This is a genomic window from Burkholderia sp. PvR073, from assembly GCF_054055695.1.
On sequence record NZ_JBSRXO010000002.1, the window covers coordinates 98,516 to 116,459 of the forward strand.

The 17,944-nt window shown below is 67.9% G+C and carries 14 protein-coding genes; 9 read left to right on the top strand and 5 right to left on the bottom strand.

Translation table 11 applies throughout. The features are described from left to right. Positions 1-4: 4 nt before the first annotated feature. Together betB and betI are read right to left on the bottom strand one after the other, a co-directional pair. Positions 5-1,474: a betaine-aldehyde dehydrogenase gene (gene betB / locus ACVK00_RS07595; protein WP_006752712.1), complete on the bottom strand. Its 1,470-nt coding sequence runs from the start codon at positions 1,472-1,474 to the stop codon at positions 5-7. Between the two features lie 31 nt (positions 1,475-1,505). Beyond that, the gene (betI, locus tag ACVK00_RS07600; protein ID WP_166722530.1) at positions 1,506-2,090 is read right to left on the bottom strand and encodes a transcriptional regulator BetI; all 585 of its coding nucleotides are present in this window, start codon (positions 2,088-2,090) and stop codon (positions 1,506-1,508) included. A gap of 723 nt (positions 2,091-2,813) precedes the next feature. Here betI and ACVK00_RS07605 point away from each other — a divergent pair. The 8 genes from ACVK00_RS07605 (at position 2,814) to fdhA (ending at position 12,649) form a co-directional block, all read left to right on the top strand. Next, entirely contained in the window at positions 2,814-3,716 is a 903-nt protein-coding gene (locus ACVK00_RS07605; protein ID WP_166722529.1) for an alpha/beta fold hydrolase, read from the top strand. Between the two features lie 67 nt (positions 3,717-3,783). Further along, complete coding sequence (locus ACVK00_RS07610) at positions 3,784-4,353, top strand: methyltransferase family protein (protein WP_212084828.1); 570 nt, start codon at positions 3,784-3,786, stop codon at positions 4,351-4,353. Between the two features lie 19 nt (positions 4,354-4,372). Next, the gene (locus tag ACVK00_RS07615) at positions 4,373-5,656 is read left to right on the top strand and encodes a glycosyltransferase (RefSeq protein WP_284895643.1); all 1,284 of its coding nucleotides are present in this window, start codon (positions 4,373-4,375) and stop codon (positions 5,654-5,656) included. Then, positions 5,653-7,236 carry a DHA2 family efflux MFS transporter permease subunit gene (locus ACVK00_RS07620; RefSeq protein WP_284895641.1) on the top strand — a complete coding sequence of 528 codons (1,584 nt, stop codon included), beginning with the start codon at positions 5,653-5,655 and terminating at the stop codon, positions 7,234-7,236. The genes ACVK00_RS07615 and ACVK00_RS07620 overlap by 4 nt, the downstream gene beginning before the upstream one ends. A gap of 10 nt (positions 7,237-7,246) precedes the next feature. Then, entirely contained in the window at positions 7,247-8,185 is a 939-nt protein-coding gene (locus ACVK00_RS07625) for a glycosyltransferase family 2 protein (protein ID WP_354123257.1), read from the top strand. A gap of 8 nt (positions 8,186-8,193) precedes the next feature. Beyond that, complete coding sequence (locus ACVK00_RS07630) at positions 8,194-9,999, top strand: efflux transporter outer membrane subunit (protein ID WP_284895637.1); 1,806 nt, start codon at positions 8,194-8,196, stop codon at positions 9,997-9,999. After that, a complete protein-coding gene (locus tag ACVK00_RS07635; RefSeq protein WP_284895635.1) occupies positions 9,999-11,189 on the top strand; it encodes an HlyD family secretion protein in 1,191 nt (396 codons plus the stop codon). The genes ACVK00_RS07630 and ACVK00_RS07635 overlap by 1 nt, the downstream gene beginning before the upstream one ends. 263 nt (positions 11,190-11,452) lie before the next feature. Next, the gene (gene fdhA / locus ACVK00_RS07640) at positions 11,453-12,649 is read left to right on the top strand and encodes a formaldehyde dehydrogenase, glutathione-independent (RefSeq protein ID WP_006755768.1); all 1,197 of its coding nucleotides are present in this window, start codon (positions 11,453-11,455) and stop codon (positions 12,647-12,649) included. Positions 12,650-12,727: 78 nt separating this feature from the next. On the opposite strand, the gene ACVK00_RS07645 is transcribed toward fdhA, so the two are convergent. Further along, positions 12,728-13,552, bottom strand: coding sequence for an ATP-dependent serine protease (locus tag ACVK00_RS07645; protein ID WP_284895632.1), 825 nt, complete (start codon positions 13,550-13,552; stop codon positions 12,728-12,730). Positions 13,553-13,559: 7 nt separating this feature from the next. After that, complete coding sequence (locus tag ACVK00_RS07650) at positions 13,560-14,978, bottom strand: aminotransferase-like domain-containing protein (protein WP_284895630.1); 1,419 nt, start codon at positions 14,976-14,978, stop codon at positions 13,560-13,562. A gap of 286 nt (positions 14,979-15,264) precedes the next feature. Between ACVK00_RS07650 and ACVK00_RS07655 the strand changes: the two genes are divergently transcribed. Continuing rightward, positions 15,265-16,677 (top strand): discoidin domain-containing protein, encoded by a 1,413-nt coding sequence (locus ACVK00_RS07655; RefSeq protein ID WP_284895628.1) that lies wholly within the window; start codon positions 15,265-15,267, stop codon positions 16,675-16,677. Positions 16,678-16,717: 40 nt separating this feature from the next. Here the strand turns inward: ACVK00_RS07655 and ACVK00_RS07660 are convergent. Further along, positions 16,718-17,940, bottom strand: a protein-coding gene (locus tag ACVK00_RS07660) for an IS3 family transposase (protein ID WP_284895626.1) whose coding sequence is annotated in 2 segments (ribosomal slippage) — positions 16,718-17,572 and positions 17,575-17,940 — 1,221 coding nt in all. Because the reading frame shifts where the segments join, the coding sequence is not laid out codon by codon here. Positions 17,941-17,944: the final 4 nt, after the last annotated feature.

Consider the following 17,944-nt stretch of genomic DNA (forward strand, 5'->3'; position numbering starts at 1 on the left):
GTTCTCAAAACACCGGGTTGTAGCGGCCGAGCTCGACCTGTACGGACTTGATTCGAGTGTAGTGTTCGAGCGTCGTGATGCCGTTCTCGCGTCCGACACCGGATTGCTTGTATCCGCCAACCGGCATCTCGGCCGGCGATTCGCCCCACGTGTTGATCCAGCAGATGCCGGCTTCGAGGCGATGGATCGTGCGGTGCGCGCGCGACAGGTTCTCGGTCACGACGCCGGCCGCGAGGCCGTAGTGCGTGTCGTTCGCGCGGGCGATCACTTCGTCCTCCGATTCGAAATCCAGGATGCTCATCACCGGCCCGAAAATCTCTTCGCGCACGATCTTCATGTCGTCGCGGCAGTCGCCGAACACGGTCGGCGCGACGTACTGGCCGCTGCCGAAGTGGCCGTCAGTCAGGCGCGTGCCGCCCGCGAGCAGCTTCGCGCCTTCGGCCTTGCCGCTGTCGATGAAGCCGAGCACCTTGTCGAGCTGGGCGGCCGACACGAGCGGGCCGAAGTTGGTATCTGCATCGGTCGGCTTGCCGACGCGAATCCGCTTCACGCGTTCGAGCACGCGCTGCGTGAACGCGTCCTTGACCGAGCGGTGCACGAACACGCGCGTGCCGTTGGTGCAGACCTGGCCCGAGCTGAAGAAGTTGGCGGTCACCGCGATGTCGGCCGCGCGGTCGAGATCGGCATCCTCGAACACGATCAGCGGCGACTTGCCGCCGAGCTCCATCGTCACTTCCTTCAGCGACGACGCGCCGGCCAGCGACATCACCTTCTTGCCGGTCTCGACGCCGCCGGTGAACGACACCTTCGCGATGTCCGGGTGACCGGTGAGCAGCGCGCCGACCGAGCCGTCGCCCTGCACGACGTTGAACACGCCGGCCGGCACGCCGGCTTCCGTATAGATTTCCGCGAGCTTCAGCGCGGTGAGCGGCGTGACCTCGCTCGGCTTGAACACCATCGCGTTGCCGGCCGCGAGCGCGGGCGCCGTCTTCCAGCATGCGATCTGGATCGGGTAGTTCCATGCGCCGATGCCCGCGCACACGCCGAGCGGCTCGCGGCGCGTATAGACGAACGACTCGGCGCGCAGCGGCACCTGCAGCCCTTCGATCGCGGTCGCGAGGCCCGCGTAGTACTCGATCACGTCCGCGCCGGTGACGATGTCGACCGCGAGCGTCTCGCCGATCGGCTTGCCGGTGTCGCGCGTCTCGATGGCTGCGAGCTCGTCATTGCGTTCGCGCAGCAGATCGACCGCGCGGCGCAGGATCCGCGAGCGCTGCATCGCGGTCATCGCGGCCCATTCGCGCTGGCCTTCCCGGGCCGACGCGACCGCGCGGTCGACGTCGGCGGCGCTCGCCTGCTGCACCTGCGCGAGCAGTTCGCCGGTGGCGGGATCGAAGGTATCGAAAGTCTTGCCGCTGGTGGCGTCGACGTAACCGCCGCCGATGTAGAGGCGCTGCAAACCGTATACGGACATGAGGATCTCCTTGAGGGCGACTGCCTGCGCGTCAGTCGGACGCGAGCAGCAGGTCGATGTAATCGTGGGCGAGCTTCAATGCAGCCCGGGTGTCGATCGGGCCGCCGGCGAGGGCGCCGCGCAGCCACAGGCCGTCGATCAGCGCGGCGAGGCCGCTGGCGGCTTCCCGTGCTTTCGCGCGCGGCAGCGCCTTCGCGAATTCCGCGCACAGGTTCGAATGGAGGCGCCGCGTGTTGACGTGCTGCAGGCGCTTGAGCATCGCGTCGTGCATGCTCTGCGACCAGAACGCGAGCCAGGTCTTCATCACGGGCGCGCTGACCTGCGTGTCGTCGAAGTTCGCGGCGACGATCGCGCGCAGCCGCGAACGCGGGTCCTTGCGTGCGGCGACGCGACGTTGCGTGGTGGCCGCCCACAGATCGCGCAGCACATGCCGCATCGTGGCTTCGAGCAGGCCGTCCTTGTCGCCGAAGTAGTGGCTGACGATGCCCGTCGAGATGTTCGCGCGCTGCGCGACCGATGCGAGCGTCGTGCCGGGCAGGCCGGCTTCGTCGATCGAGCGCAGCGTGGCGTCGATCAACTGTGCGCGGCGAATCTCCCGCATTCCGACTTTCGGCATCGCGCACTCCTTTCGCCCGGACGGGCCCGTTCCTGGAAGTCGAGAGCTTAGCGGTTTTTTATTGATCGTTCAATCAATAAAAAACCGGGGTCTGACGGTGGATCGGGATGTCGGCGGACGGAAACCGATGGCGCCGCCGCGATTGTGCGGATGCGGAAAAACGAATTGAAAGGAGGTTAAATAATTTTAAGTTTGTTTAAAACAGATCGGGAAAAGCCGGTGCAATAGTCACGACAGTTTCCGGATTCGATTTATTACATGTCGAAAGAATGTCGAGCTATGTGAGAAATGCTTGAATCCGGAAATCCGAATTGCCGATGACGAGGCCGATAATTTCTGGAAATTCGTTTCAATCAAGCGATTGAATTGGTTTAGATGATTGAATATAAAGGGTATTTTTCGCCATGCGGCCTATTTCGTGATGCACTCGCAAACGATTGCGATCTACTTTAGTCAGATTCCTCCTACCATAAAAAATGCTGAAAAAATTTGAATCGTATGTATTCCCGGGTGGAGTAGAGGGAATCGTTGAAGTGACTTGAGTAAGTAATATTGCCCGTATTAGTATGGCGCCGCACCACAAGGAATGAATCGGCGCCGCGGGTATTTTCCGCGGTGCGTCGGCAATGGGCGCGGTCAACGACCGGAACACGGTCGGCGCCCGCCATTGCGCACCTGCAGCATGCCGCGACGCCGAGACGCCGCATCCACCGGAGAACGACGATGCCGACCGAAAAACACGTGGTCCCGCTACCGAATGGTCTGAAGGTCTACGTCGAACGGAACGTGTTCGATCCGTCATTCGACACGGCGATGCTCGTCAACGGCGCGCTCGCGACGACCGCGTCGTTCGGCCAGACCGTCCAGTATCTCGGCGAGCGGATGAACACGATCTGCTTCGACCTGCCGTATGCCGGGCAGTCGCGCCAGCACAACCCCGGCTGCTTCATCCTGACGAAGGACGACGAGGCCGCGATCCTCCAGCATCTGGTCGAGCGCTTCGCGCCCGCGTTCCTCGTGTCGGTGTCGTGGGGCGGCGTCGCGTCGCTGTTCGCGCTCGCGCGCGGCTGCCCGAGCGTGCGGCGCGCGGCGATCTGTTCGTTCTCGCCGTTCCTGAACGACGCGATGGTCGACTACGTGACGCGCGCCCGCGACCACATCGCGGCCGGCGAGAACCTGAAGGCCGCGCAGTTGCTGAACGACACGGTCGGCCGCTACCTGCCGCGCATCATGAAGCTGTACAACTACCGCTACCTGACGCGCCTGCCGCGCGACGAGCAGGATCAGGTCGCGTTCCACGTCGACCAGATCCTGTCGCTGCAGCCGGAGCGCTACCTGAGCGAGTTCTCGAACATCGGCGCCGAGCTGCTGTTCGTGAACGGCGAGCGCGATGAATACACGACGCCGGCCGACGTCCGCCAGCTCGCCGCGCACGTGCCGCGTGCGCGCTTCGGGACGATTCCCGACGCCGGCCATTTTCTCGACATCGAAGGCCGCGCGCAGCGCGAGGCCACGCGTGCCGCGCTGCTCGGCTTCTTCTGCGACGCGCCGCCCGTTGCCGCGGGCATCGGGCTCGGCGCCGCACACGCGTGCGTGTCCGCGCCGATGCCGGCCATGTCGTCGTGACGCGGCACGTCGCGCACCGCGCACGCCGCGCGCATCCGAATTCTCATCCACACGAGGCAGGCCAGCCGTGAATATCGTTCAGACCATCGCCATCGTCGTTCCGTGGGCCGCGTGGCTCGCCTACTGGATCATGACGTCGCAGGCCGTGAAGACGACCGTGCGCAAGGAGGCGTCGCGCTCGCGCACGCTGCAGTCGATTCCGCTGATCGTCGGCGGCGCGCTGATCATCCTGCCCGACCTGACCCTGCGCGCGTGGGTGCCGGACTGGCAGCGCTTCGGCCTGCAGGCCCAGTGCGGGCTCGCGGTGCTGGTCGCGGGCCTGCTGTTCTCGGTGTGGGCGCGGCTGCATCTCGGCACGAACTGGAGCGTGTCCGTCACGCTGAAGGAGAACCACGAACTCGTCCGCACCGGCCCGTATGGCCTCGTGCGTCATCCGATCTACACCGGCTGCCTGATCGCGCTGGTGGGCGCCGCGCTGATCGGCGGCGAGTGGCGCGGCGCGTTTGGCGTCGCGCTCGTGTTCGCGTCGCTCGCGTACAAGGTGCGCGTCGAGGAGAGCTGGCTGACCGGCCATTTCGGGCCGGCGTACGCGCAGTACCGTCGCGAAGTCGCGGCGCTGATCCCCGGTTTCTACTGATCTTTCCGCGAGGCGCGCGATGGCGAAGATGATCGTGACCGCGATCGGCTCGGCGGGCGACGTGCATCCGCTGCTCGGCGTCGCGCGCGCGCTCGCGATGCGCGGCCACGATGTCGTGTTCTGCACGCATCCGCCGTTCGAGGCGACCGTGCGCCGCTGCGGTTTCGCATTCGTGCCGGTCGGCACCGCGGCCGAGTACGAGGCCGCGATGGCGAACCCGGCGCTGTGGGATCCGCGCACGTCGTTTCGCACGCTGTGGCAGGTGATCGCCCCCGTGCTGCGCCCGCATTACGACGCGCTGTGCGCACTGACCGATCGCGACACCGTGCTGGTCGGCACGCTGTGGGCGTTTTCCGCGCGCTTCATGCAGGAACGGCACGGCACGCCGTACGTGTCGGTGCAGGTGTCGCCGTCGACGCTGCTGTCCGCGCACGTGCCGCCGACGCATCCGCGCCTGACGATTCCCGCGCGCTGGCCGCTGCCGGTGAAGGCGGCGCTGATGACGCTGATCGAGCGGCAGGTGCTCGACCGCGTGTGCGGGCCGGCGCTCAATGCGGTGCGCCGCGACCTCGGGCTCGCGCCCGCGCGGCGTGTGCTGGGCCGCTGGCTGCATTCGACCGATGGCGTGCTGTGCCTGTTTCCCGACTGGTTCGCGCCGGCGCAGCGCGACTGGCCGGCCCGTCTTCTGCAAAGTGGCTTTCCGTTGTTCAACGACGTCGCGGCGCCCGACGACGATCCCGCGCTCGATGCGTTTCTCGCGGCCGGCGAGCCGCCCGTGGTGTTCACGGCCGGGTCGACGCGCGTCGATCACGCCGCGTATGCGCGTGCGGTCGCCGACGCGATGCGCGCGACCGGCACGCGCGGCATCCTGCTGAGCCCGCACGATGCGGCACCGGACGGCGACCGGCTGCTGGTGCGCCGCTTCGTGCCGATGCGCACGCTGCTGCCGCGTTGCCGCGCACTCGTGCATCACGGCGGGATCGGCACCGCGGCGCTCGCGTTCGAAGCCGGCATCCCGCAGGTCGTGACACCGTTCGCGCACGACCAGTTCGACAATGCGCAGCGTGTCGCGACGAGCGGTGCCGGCGTACGCCTCGACGCGCCGGTCGACGGCGCGCGGCTCGGTGCGGCGCTCATGCGCGTACTGAACGAGCCCGAATTCGCCGTGTATGCGGAGCGCGCGCGGGCGCTGATCAACGCCGCGCCGGACGGCTGCGCGACGGCCGCCGATTTCATCGAGCGCCTTGCACCGAAACGCGGCCGCGCGATCTCGCCGGCCGCGGTCGCGATGGCGGGCGCATGAGCACGGCATCGCCGCTTCAGGACGCACCGGCGGCCGTCGCTTTCGACGCGGCGCCTGCCGCGGCACCGGTGCGCGGCGCCCGGCTCGCGCTCCTGACGTTCGCGCTGTCGCTCGCGACCTTCATCGAAGTGCTCGACTCGACCGTGACGAACGTCGCCGTGCCGGCGATCTCCGGCAGTCTCGGCGTGTCGAACAGCCAGGGCACGTGGGTGATCAGCTCGTATTCGGTCGCGGCCGCGATCGCGGTGCCGCTGACCGGCTGGCTCGCGCGCCGCGTCGGCGAGCGGCGGCTGTTCGTCGGCGCGGTGCTGCTGTTCACGCTGACGTCGCTGCTGTGCGGGCTCGCACGCGACCTGCACGTGCTGGTGGTCTGCCGCGCATTGCAGGGGCTGTGCTCGGGGCCGATGGTGCCGCTGTCGCAGACGATCCTGCTGCGCACGTTCCCGCCGGACAAGCGCACCGTCGCGCTCGCGCTGTGGGCGATGACGGTGCTGCTCGCGCCGATCTTCGGGCCGGTGGTCGGCGGCTGGATCGTCGACAGCTTCTCGTGGCCGTGGATCTTCCTGATCAATCTGCCGATCGGGCTGTTCGCGTTCGCCGTGTGCACCGCGATGCTGCGCCCCGATACGCAGCGCGGCGCGGCCGGACCGATCGACGTGCCGGGCATCGTGCTGCTCGTGATCGGCGTCGGCTCGCTGCAGGCGATGCTCGATCTCGGTCACGACAAGGGCTGGTTCGATTCGCCGCTGATCGTCACGCTCGCGGTGGTCGCCGGGCTCGCGATCGTGTCGCTGCTGATCTGGGAGGCGGGCGAAGCGCATCCGGTCGTCGACCTGAGCCTGTTTCGCGACCGCACGTTTTCGTTCTGCGTGCTGATCATCTCGCTCGGGATGATGAGCTTCTCGGTGGTGGGCGTCGTGTTTCCGCTGTGGATGCAGGCGGTGATGGGCTACAACGCGTTTCATGCGGGCCTCGCTACCGCCTCGCTCGGCGTGCTCGCGCTCGTGTTCTCGATTCTCGTCGGCCTGCATGCGCACCGCTTCGATGCACGCGTGCTCGCGACGTTCGGCTTCCTCGTGTTCGCGGCCGTGCTCGCCTGGGACGCGCATTTCACGCTGAAGATGACGTTCGCGCAGATCGCCGCGCCCGGGCTGATCCAGGGGATCGGACTGCCGTGCTTCTTCATTCCGCTGACGGCCGCGACGCTGTCGCGCATTCCGGACGACCGGCTCGCGGCCGCGTCGAGCCTGTCGAACTTCCTGCGCACGCTGTCCGCCGCGTTCGGCACCGCGATGAGCGTGACGCTGTGGGACAACCGCGCGACCTATCACTACGACGTCGTGTCGCAATCGGTCACGCACGCATCGACGAACACGCAGCGCTTCGTGCACGCGCTGAACGCGATGGGCGTGGATGGCGTGCGCGAGCTGTCGACGCTGCACCAGGTCGTGATGCAGCATGCGTACATGATGGCGACCGGCGACATGTTCTGGATGGCGAGCGTGACCTGCGTCGTGCTCGCCGCGATGATGTGGCTGACGCGGCCGAAGCGCGGCGCCGCGGTTTCGCTCGGACATTGAGGAGAGGGGCATGACGACACTCGGCGCACTCGTGATCCTGTATCACCCGACCGACGCGCAGCTCGCGGCGCTCGGCGCGTGGCGGCACGCGTGCGACGCGCTGCTCGTCGTCGACAACACGCCGCAGCCCGATGCACGTGCCCGCGCGCTGTGTGCGCGCGACGGCATCGCGCTGCTGCATCACGGCAACCACGGCGGGATCGCCGGCGCGTACAACGCCGGGCTCGCGGCGCTGTTTCAGCGGAACATCGATGCCGTTGCGTTGTTCGATCAGGATTCGTCGGTGCCGGCCGGTTACTTCGCGACGATGCGCGACGCGTGCGCGCGGCTCGCGGGGCGTGCATTCCTCGCCGGCCCGCGCATCTTCGACGAGAACGCACGCAGCTTCCTGCCCGAACTCGCGACGAACGGGATCTCGCTGCGCCGGCTACGCCTCGCGCCGGACGCCCCGCTGCAGCGCTGCGCGTTCCTGATCTCGTCGGGCTGCGTCGTGTCGCACGCCGCGTTCGACCTGCTCGGCCGCTTCGACGAGACGCTGTTCATCGATCACGTCGATACCGAGTACAGCTTCCGCGCGCTCGCGCGCAACGTGCCGCTCTATGTCGTGCCGTCGCTGGTGCTGCCGCACCGGATCGGCGCGAAGCAGCGGCATGCATTCGGCCCTTTTGAAATGACGTCGATGAATCACTCGTGGCAACGGCGCTACTACAGCGCGCGCAATGCGGTGCAGCTCGGGATGCAGTACGGGCTGCGCTTTCCGGTGGCGATCGTGCCGAACCTGCTGACCGTGTGGCAGGTCGTGCAGATCGCGCTCGTCGAGCGCGACAAGCGCGACAAGCTCGCCGGCATCCTGTACGGCATCGCGGACGGCCTGCTCGGCCGGCTCGGTCCGCTCGAGCGCGCGCGGCCGCGTCTGGCCGCACGCGCGCAGCGCGTCCAGCAGGGGTGAGGGAAGCGATGGAACGCATCACGAAAGCGGCGCGACCGGCGCGCGGCGGGCAGGGCGGCTGGGCGATACTCGCGGCGGCCGCGCTGCTGGCGCTGGGCGGTTGCGTGCCGTCGGGATTCCTGCCGTCGCAGTCGCTGCGCGCACCGGCCGGCGACGCGCTCGCGCACACCGCGGGCCCCGGCGTGGACGGCGCGTGGCCCGCACCCGACTGGGTGAAGCAACTGCAGGATCCGCAGCTCGACGAACTGGTGACGGAGGCGTCGCGGAACAATCCCGACCTGCAGGTCGCGCAGGCGCGGCTGCGGATCGCGCAGGCGCAGCTTCGGCAATTCGATTCGCTGACCGGGCTGACCGGCACGGCCGGCGCGACGGTCAGCCGCGCGCGGATGCCGAAGCCGGGCGACGTCGCCGACGTGTCCGTCGGCGGCTATCGCGTGCCGGTCGAGATCTTCGGCGATCCGGTCGTGTCGCCGTCGTCGATATTCGTCGGGCTGAACTACCAGCTCGACCTGTGGGGCAAGAACCGCGCGGCGACGAAGAGCCTGATGTCGCTGCGCGACGCGACCGGCGTCGAGGCCGAGCAGGTTCGGCTCACGCTCGCGGTCGCGATCGTCACCGTGTATTGCCAGCTCGACCAGGCGTACGCGGTGCGCGACCTGCTGCAGCAGAAGCTGAAGATCAGCCAGCGCGTGACGGCCGTGCTGCGCGAGCGCACCGCGCGCGGCCTCGACAACGCGTACGACGCGAGCGACGCGTCGATCAAGCGCAGCCGCCTGCTCGAACAGATGGCGCTGAACGACGAGCAGATCAAGCTCGCGCAATTGCAGCTCGGCGTGCTGTCCGGTCGCGGGCCCGAGCGTGGGCTCTCGCTGCAGCGGCCGCGCGTCGGCGCCTTCCCCGGCGGCGCGCTGCCCGCGCGGCTGCCGGCCGACCTGCTCGGCCGCCGGCCCGACATCGTCGCCGCGCGCCTGAGGGTCGAAGCCGCGTTCGCGAATGCCGATTCCACGCGCGCGCAGTTCTATCCGGACGTGAACCTCGTCGCGCTCGGCGGCGTGTTCGCGCTGACGCCCGCGTCGCTGTTCTCGCGCGACGCGATCGCCGGCTCCGTCGGTCCGGCGATCTCGCTGCCGGTGTTCGATCGCGGCCGGCTGAAGGCGAAGCTCGGCGCGGACGTCGCGCAGGCGGACGTCGCGATCGGGCTGTACAACAAGACCGTCGACGACGCGCTCGGGCAGGTCGCGCAGATCGTCACGTCGCTGCAGACCGCGCAGACGCTCGTCGCGCAGCAGCAGGACGCCGTCGCCGCCGCGCAGAAGATCGTGCAGATCGCGGCCGACCGCCATCGCCGCGGCGTGCTGATGCAGAAGGACGTCGATGTCGCGGACCTCACGCTGATCGACGAGCGCGCGCAGCTGATCGCATTGCTCGGGCGGCAGCGGACGCTGCGCGTCGGGCTGGTCGGCGCGCTCGGCGGCGGGTTCGATGCGAACGCGGCGATGGCGTCGGCATCGACGTCGCCGGTCGCGACACGTACCGCGCAAGGCGCGCGGCCGAAGCGCGGCGCGATGGCGAACGCGGCGGCGCGCAACGCGACGAACGCCGGCACGGAAGCACGTCGCGCGGCCACGTCCGTCAATGGCGCCGCGCCAATCGACCCGCCGGCGGCGATCGTGACGCCGCGCGGTGCGACGGCCGATAGCGCCAGCGTGAGCACCGGCACGCGCAGCGCCGTACCCATCGTCTCGGCCGACCCGCGCGTAAGCGCGATCCCGCTGTTCCAGCATGACCGCCTGATCGTTACGCAAAGCGACTGATGCACCACGACAACCTACATACCGCCGCACAGCCGGCCGCACTGAACGATCCGGCACTCGACGCGCGCCGGGCGACCCGCCGCAAGCGCTTCACGCTGTTCTTCGCGGTCGTGCTGCTGGCCGCGATCGTGTGGATCGCGTTCTGGCTGCTGCACGACCGCTATGACGAGGACACCGACGACGCGTACGTCGCGGGCAGCATCGTGCAGGTCGCCGCGCAGATCCCGGGCGCCGTGACCGACGTGCTGGTCGCCGATACGCAGGCCGTGCGCGCCGGGCAGACGCTCGTGCGGCTCGACGACACCGAAGCGTCCGTCGCATTCGCGCAGGCGAAGGCGCAGCTCGTGCAGGCCGTGCGGCAGGTCGCGAACGCGAAGATCTCGAACACGATGTATGTGGAAGCCGTGAACGCGCGCCAGGCCGACCTGTCGCTCGCGCAGCGCGCGCTCGCCGCGCGTTCGGGCGCATCGGTCGAGATCGTCGCGCCGGAGGAACTGGCGCGCGCCCGCGCAGCGGTCGCCGGCGCGCAGGCGAACCTCGCGGCCGCGCAGGCGCAGCTCGAAGCGGCGCGGGCGCTCGGCAGCAAGCTGCCGGTCGACGAAAGCCCGGCCGTCGTGCAGGCGGCCGCGCAGTTCAGGCTCGCGTACCGGAACCTGAAGCGCACGACGATCGTCGCGCCGGTCGATGGCACGGTCGGCCAGCGTTCGGTGCAGGTCGGCCAGCAGGTCGGGCCGGGCGTGCCGCTGATGTCGATCGTGCAGCTGAACCGGCTGTGGATCGAAGCGAACTTCAAGGAAGGGCAGATCCGCCACATGCGCATCGGCCAGCCGGTCGACGTGGTGTCGGACCTGTACGGCTCGCGGGTCGTCTATCGCGGCCGCGTGCAGGGCTTCTCGGCCGGCACCGGCAGTGCGTTCTCGATGCTGCCGTCGCAGAACGCGGCCGGCAACTGGATCAAGGTCGTGCAGCGGGTGCCGGTCGTGATCGCGATCGATCCCCGCGACCTGGCCGCGCATCCGCTCAGGGTCGGGTTGTCGATGCGCGCGACCGTCGATACGCGCAATCGCGACGGCCATGCGCTCGACAGCGAGCCGCCGACGCCGGCCGTCAGCACGCGCATGCACGACGGCGTCGCGAGCGACGCGCAAGCGGCTGCCGCCGCGATCATCCGCGAGAATCAGGGCGGATAACGCGCGCCCGGCCGGCGGGGCGGGCCGCCCCGATTACTTGAACCGGCCGACCTTTGCGGCCCGCGCGCTCCGCGTCTTCCATGGCACTGCCTTCCGGCCCGACTTTCGCGTTTGCGCCGTCGATGTCGGCACCGATCAAACGCATGTCGGGTTTGAGACATCGGCGCCCCCGCCTCCGGGACTACTCTCGAACAGCACGTTGCGTAAGCGCCGCACCCGCCGGCGCACCGCGGCGCCATCCAACGAGACATGGAGACAATACGATGAGCAGCAATCGAGGTGTCGTCTATCTTGGGCCGGGCAAGGTCGAAGTACAGAAGATCGATTATCCGAAAATGGTCGATCCGACCGGCCGCGCGATCGGCCACGGTGTGATCCTGAAAGTGGTGAGCACGAACATCTGCGGTTCCGACCAGCACATGGTGCGCGGCCGCACGACCGCCCCGGTCGGCCTCGTGCTCGGTCACGAGATCACCGGCGAAGTGGTCGAGGTGGGCCGCGACGTCGAGACGCTGAAGCTCGGCGATCTCGTGTCGGTGCCGTTCAACGTCGCGTGCGGACGCTGCGCGATGTGCAAGGACACGCATACGGGCGTGTGCCTGAACGTGAACCCGTCGCGTGCCGGCGGCGCATACGGCTACGTCGACATGGGCGGCTGGATCGGCGGCCAGGCCGAGTACGTGCTCGTGCCGTACGCGGACTTCAACCTGCTGAAATTCCCGGACCGCGATCAGGCGATGGCGAAGATTCGCGACCTGACCTGCCTGTCCGACATTCTGCCGACCGGTTATCACGGCGCGGTGAGCGCGGGCGTGAAACCGGGCTCGACGGTCTATATCGCGGGCGCGGGCCCGGTCGGGATGGCGGCGGCCGCCTCGGCGCGCCTGCTGGGCGCGGCGGTGACCATCGTCGGCGACATGAACGAGGAACGCCTCGCGCACGCGCGGGCGATGGGCTTCGAGACGGTCGACCTGTCGAAGGACGCGTCGCTCGGCGAGCAGATCGAGCAGATCCTCGGCGTGCCGGAAATCGACTGCGCGGTCGACTGCGTCGGCTTCGAGGCGCACGGCCACGGTTCGTCGGGCCATTCCGAGGAAGCGCCCGCGACGGTGCTGAACTCGCTGATGGAAATCACGCGTCCGGCCGGCGCGATCGGTATCCCCGGCCTGTACGTGACGGACGATCCGGGTGCGAAGGACAAGGCCGCGCAGCACGGCAGCCTGAGCATCCGCTTCGGCCTCGGCTGGGCGAAGTCGCACTCGTTCTTCACGGGCCAGACGCCGGTGCTGAAGTACAACCGCAACCTGATGCAGGCAATCCTGTTCGACCGTCTGCCGATCGCGAAGATCGTCAACGTCGAGGTGATCTCGCTCGACCAGGCGCCGGAAGGCTACAAGAAGTTCGACGGCGGCGCGCCGCGCAAATTCGTGATCGATCCGCACGGTTTGCTGGCGGCCTGACGCACGAACCAGGAACAGCATGAAGCGGGCGGCACCGGAGACGGTGCCGCCCGTTGTCGCTGTGGGCGTGCGGCGCGCTCAGTGTCCGCGATAGACCCCGGCCAATTGGATTTCGGTCGCCGCGGCGCGGCGCCCGTGGCGTGTATGCACACTCACGCGATGGATCGCATGCGTGCGTCGGGCCGGGACGCCTTTCCAGTCGGCGACGCGGACGCCGTTGCGCGCGTGTTGTGGCTCGCGAACCGGTGGCGTGTGCCGCGCGAGTGTCGTGGTCGCGCGTGCGGTGGAGCGCGCGGCCGCGCGCGGCGGGTCGGCCGCGATCTGCGTGTCGTCGGCCGCGACCAGCGTCTCGTTGGCCGCAACCCGCGTCTCGGCCGCGGCCGGCGTATCGTCTGGCCGATGAAACGCATAGACGGGCGCGGGCAGGACCGGCAACGTCGGGGCATCGGCCCCATGCGCGCTGGCGTCGATCGTTGCCGCATCCGGCGTACTCGGGCCGCGACAGACGGGATCCGCCCGGCACGTCCGGTCGAACGTCACATAGCCGCCGACCATCAGCACGACGGTCAGGATGCTCATCAGCGGCGCGCTCGACGCGCGCGGCCGCCGGATCGCGGCGCTGCGCACCGCGGCCGCGACGCGCGACGACCACGCGGGGACAGGCGGCGGCGTGTCGTGCGGAGGCGTGGCCTGCCCGGCCTGCGCATCGCCGCGCCGGTCGCGCAGCGGCGTGAACGGCCAGTCCCCTACACCGCAGACGGGGCACTGCTCGCTGGCGCGAAACGCCAGGAAGCCGCATTCCCGGCAGCGCTGGCTGACGGCACCGTGCGGCTCGGCACGCAGGTTCAGTGCGCCGCGCAGCGTGTCGCGAGTACGCACTTTCCGGTTGGGCAGGACTTGCATGGTGTTGCTACCTCGTCTGTCGTTGCCGTCCGGCGAGCGTCCCGATGGTTCGCATCGCGTCCTCGACGGCAGGGGTCCAAGGCCGGCCATAGTTCAGCCGGACATAACGGTGAAATGCGCCCGTCACGGAAAAGATCGGCCCGGGCGCGAGGCTGACGCCGTTCTCCATCGCTTCGTCGAACAACTGCATCGCGTCCACGTGAGGCGGCAATTCGATCCACAGGAAATACCCGCCGCGCGGTGCGTACACCTCCGTGTCGGGCGGAAAGTACGCGCGAACGGCGGCCAGCATCTGCGCCTGGTGCGCGGCCAGGTTGCGCCGGAGCCGGCGCAGGAAGCGGTCGTACGCGCCGTTGCGCAGGTAGCTCGATACGGCCATCTGCGCGGGCACGTCGGCGGCCGGCGCGCTCGCGTTCTTCACGTGCCTGATCTGTTCCACATAGCGTCCGGCCGCGACCCAGCCGACCCGGAACCCGGGGGCGAGGCACTTCGAGAACGACCCGCAATGCAGCACCAGCCCGCTATCGTCGTACAGCTTCGCCGGGCGCGTGGGCGCCGGGCCGAAATGCAGTTCGCCGAACACGTCGTCCTCGATCAGCGGCACCTGGTGCGACGCGAGCAGGTCGATCAGTGCGCGCTTGCGCTCGTCCGACAGCGTCGCGCCGGTCGGGTTGTGGAACGAGGTCATGAACCAGCACGCGCGCACCGGATGCGTGTCCAGCGCATCGGCGAGTGCGTCGAGATCGAGGCCGGTGCGCGGGTCGACCGGGATTTCGATGGCCTTCAGATGCAGCCGCTGCACGGCCTGCAGCGCCGCGGGGAAGGCCGGGCGTTCGATCGCGACGAGGTCGCCGGGGCGCGTGAGCGCCTGCAGGCTCAGCGTCAGCGCTTCGGCTGCGCCGGTCGTGATGACGATCTCTTCCATCGGCAATGACGCGCCCGCGTTCAGGTAGCGCATGGCGATCTGGCGGCGCAGCGCTTCGTGGCCGGGCGGCAGTCCCGCCAGCAGTTTCGCGCGGTCCATGTTGCGGGCCGCCGTCGCCGCGTAGCGCCACAGGCTGCTCATCGGAAACAGCGAATAGCTGGCGAATGCCGAGCCCAGCGGCACGATGTCGTCGCGCTTGAGCGAGTCCATCAAGCGGAACAGCGTGTCGCCGCCGGTCGGCGACGCGCCCGGCTTGCGTGGCGTGTCCTGGCCGGTGCGCACCCGCTTGTCGTCGAGATTCGCCACGAAATACCCGGAACGCGCGCGCGCGACGATCAGGCCCTCGCTTTCGAGCGTGTAGTACGCGCGAAACACGGTGGAAGGACTTACACGATAGGCGCGGCACGCCGAGCGCACGGTCGGGATACGGGCGCCGGCCGCGAGGTCGCCACGCCTGATCGAGTCCGCAATCGTCTGCGCGAGCGCCGCATATCGCTTCATGCCCGGCCTCCGGCCGACCGCGGCCGTCGATGAAAAAAGAGTAGCACGCCATCCGCCGCGTTCAATCCCGCCCCAATCGCTGATCCGCATATTGCTGATCCGCATGTTTTCGGCCGACTCTGATCCTTTTCTTCAGACCAGTGAACAGGCATTCTCCGCAAGCTTTATTCCCGAAGCCTGGTCAATACGGAGTTCAAGCTGCCCGAAGGGCGGATCCGTGACCCCCCGCGCACCGCGTGCGGGACCTTGTCTACGGCGTCCTCACCCTTATCCGGAAGCATTCAGCGTGAAATCCAAGTTCCTCGTCGCGGGCCTCGTGGCCGGCATCGCCCTCGACCTGTTCAGCGGCGCCGCCGTGGCGGCCTGCGTCAACAATCCGCCGGCTCAGTCCACCGCGTCGTTTCCCGGCGCACTGACCGGCAAGCTCGTCTATCACAGCTACGTCAAGTACGGTGACGGCACGAGCCAACTGTTTTTGTACGACTTTTCCGCCCGCACGCTCACGCAACTGAGCAAGAGCAGCTGGGGCATCACCGATCCGATGAACGGCGTGTTCAGCCCCGACGGCAAGTGGCTCGCGTTCATGGGGATCAGCAACGGCGCGTGGAACGTGTTCATGCTGCAGCTCGGCGCCGGCACGCCGCCCGTCAACCTGACGAACAGCACCGGCGCGACGCGCAACGAGGATCCGAAGTTCGCCACCGACGGCAAGACGCTCGTGTTCAAGCAGAACGGCGACGTGAAGCAGGGCACGCTGTCGTACACGAGCGCGGGCCCGGTGTTCACGTCGGTCGTGAGCCTGACGAACGCGCCGGCCGGCGCCGAATACTCGATGCCGTTCCTCGCGCCGGACGCGAGCGCCGTGTACTACGCGACGGGCACCGGCTCGAACATGGGGCTGATGAAGCGCACGCTCGCGACCGGCGCCACGGCGGTATTCGATCATCCGGCCGGGCTGCAGACCTACTACCCGATCGTGCGCGGCGACGGCATGGTGTTCTATGCCCGCTGGAAGGACACCGGCGGCGCCGACCAGATCTACGCGAAGACCGCGGACCCGGCGTCGACGCCGAGCGCGCTGCCGATCAACGACTGCATGAGCAACAACTCGGACCCGGCACCGGTGAGCGGCACGAACTACGTGTTCTTCTCGTCGACGACGGCGGGCGGCTACCAGATCTACGTGGGTGACGTGACGACCGGCCAGCGCTGGAGCCTGTCGCAATTCGGCGTGAACGCGGATACGACCAAGGCGAAGCTCGGCGCGAGCTACTACGGCGGCCCGGGGGCCGCGCAGCCGACGCTGCTGTCGCAAGGACGTCCGGCCGCCGCGTCGGCGAGCTACAACGCGTCGCTGACGCCGGACAAGGCATTCGACGGCAACACGACGAGCACGCGCTGGGATTCGCCGGAAGGCGCAGGCGTCGGTACGGAATGGATCTCCGTCGATCTCGGTGCTGTGAAGAAGGTCAGCAGCGTCGATCTCTACTGGGACGCGGGTGCGCTCGTCTACCAGATCCAGACGTCGAACGACAACGCGAACTGGACGACGGTCTACTCGACGAACAACGGCGTGTCGTACGGTCACGTTACGCTGCCGAACCTCAACGCGCAGGGGCGCTACGTGCGGATGCTCGGTACGAAGCGCGCGACGCAGTGGGGTTACTCGCTCGATGAAATGCAGGTGTGGGGATCGTAAGCGCTGTCAAGTCCTAGAATAGGTTGACAGTATCCAGACGCTAGAGCGCCCGATGCACTGCATCGGGCGTTTTGTATTTCAGGGCGGCATGTGGCCGCTCATGGTTGTAGATGTGTACCGACTGTTCGACCATTTTGGCAGCTTGCTCAATGTCCGCGGGACGCTGCAGCAGGAACTCCCCCTTGAGGATGCCGTTGACCCGTTCGGCCAGCGCGTTCTGATAGCAATCGTAGCCATCGGTCATCGAACAGCGCAGGCCGTGACGCCGGTGGATGTCCTGATAGTAGGTCGAGCAGTACTGGATCCCGCGATCGGAGTGATGGATCAGTGGTTGACAGGTCTGGCGCCTGCGCAACGCCTTCTTCAGTGCCTGACTGACCTGCTCGGTCTGCAGGCTGTCGTGGACGTGATGACCGACGATCTTGCGCGAGAACGCATCCGTGACGAGGCTCAAATATACAAACCGGCCGGCCGTCGGCAGGTACGTGATATCGGCCACCCACACCTGTTCGGGACCAGTGGGCACGATTTGATCCGGCCCGGCTTTCAGCAGATTTGGATGGCGCCGGAAGCGGTGATGGCTATGGGTGGTCTTGTGATACGCCCGGTGCGGCACCACTAGTAGGCGCGCGGCGCGCAACACGTCGAACAGCCCGTCCCGCCCCAGCTTGATGCCGCGCTCGACCAACGTCGGTCCCAGCAGATGATGTAGCTTACGTGTGCCCAGCCTCGGCTGGCGAAGCCGGACATCGCGCACCAGCGCCGTCACGGTCTCGGCTTGCGAACAGCGGCGTTTCTCGCTGCGACATCGCTTGTAATACGCTTGGCGGCTGATGCCCATGTATCGGCAGGCTCGCTCGACGCTCAGCTTTTCGATCCGCCTTTGCGCGACGACCTGCCCGAAGGCTTTTTTACGGTGATTCCGTAGTCCTTGCGCATCACGTCGAGCACTGCCTCGAACAGCGCGGCTTTCTCCTTCGCCTCGCGCAACTGTGTCTCCAACTCCTTGATGCGCTGCTCCGGTGTGAGCGGCTTTGCGTCTTGCTTTGGCATGAGGGAACCCGATCGCGCACGGCCGGATGGATCGGCCCAATCCTGCAAGCCGGGCTTACGTAACCATACCAGCACGGTCGAGCGCCCCTGGATCCCGTAGCGCTGCTGCGCCTCTCTGTACGTCAGTTCGCCTTTTTCGACCTGCGCGACCACCGACAATTTAAAAGCCAGGCTGTAGTCCCGCTGTGTTCGCTTGATCCCTTGCTCCACTTGG

What these genes read in the sequence shown, in the direction of transcription:
- ACVK00_RS07635 (WP_284895635.1), top strand. Translation starts at nt 9,999, where the DNA reads ATGCACCACGACAACCTACATACCGCCGCACAGCCGGCCGCACTGAAC.
- betB (WP_006752712.1), bottom strand. Translation starts at nt 1,474, where the DNA reads ATGTCCGTATACGGTTTGCAGCGCCTCTACATCGGCGGCGGTTACGTC.
- ACVK00_RS07605 (WP_166722529.1), top strand. Translation starts at nt 2,814, where the DNA reads ATGCCGACCGAAAAACACGTGGTCCCGCTACCGAATGGTCTGAAGGTC.
- ACVK00_RS07625 (WP_354123257.1), top strand. Translation starts at nt 7,247, where the DNA reads ATGACGACACTCGGCGCACTCGTGATCCTGTATCACCCGACCGACGCG.
- ACVK00_RS07645 (WP_284895632.1), bottom strand. Translation starts at nt 13,552, where the DNA reads ATGCAAGTCCTGCCCAACCGGAAAGTGCGTACTCGCGACACGCTGCGC.
- ACVK00_RS07620 (WP_284895641.1), top strand. Translation starts at nt 5,653, where the DNA reads ATGAGCACGGCATCGCCGCTTCAGGACGCACCGGCGGCCGTCGCTTTC.
- ACVK00_RS07615 (WP_284895643.1), top strand. Translation starts at nt 4,373, where the DNA reads ATGGCGAAGATGATCGTGACCGCGATCGGCTCGGCGGGCGACGTGCAT.
- betI (WP_166722530.1), bottom strand. Translation starts at nt 2,090, where the DNA reads ATGCCGAAAGTCGGAATGCGGGAGATTCGCCGCGCACAGTTGATCGAC.
- ACVK00_RS07630 (WP_284895637.1), top strand. Translation starts at nt 8,194, where the DNA reads ATGGAACGCATCACGAAAGCGGCGCGACCGGCGCGCGGCGGGCAGGGC.
- ACVK00_RS07650 (WP_284895630.1), bottom strand. Translation starts at nt 14,978, where the DNA reads ATGAAGCGATATGCGGCGCTCGCGCAGACGATTGCGGACTCGATCAGG.
- fdhA (WP_006755768.1), top strand. Translation starts at nt 11,453, where the DNA reads ATGAGCAGCAATCGAGGTGTCGTCTATCTTGGGCCGGGCAAGGTCGAA.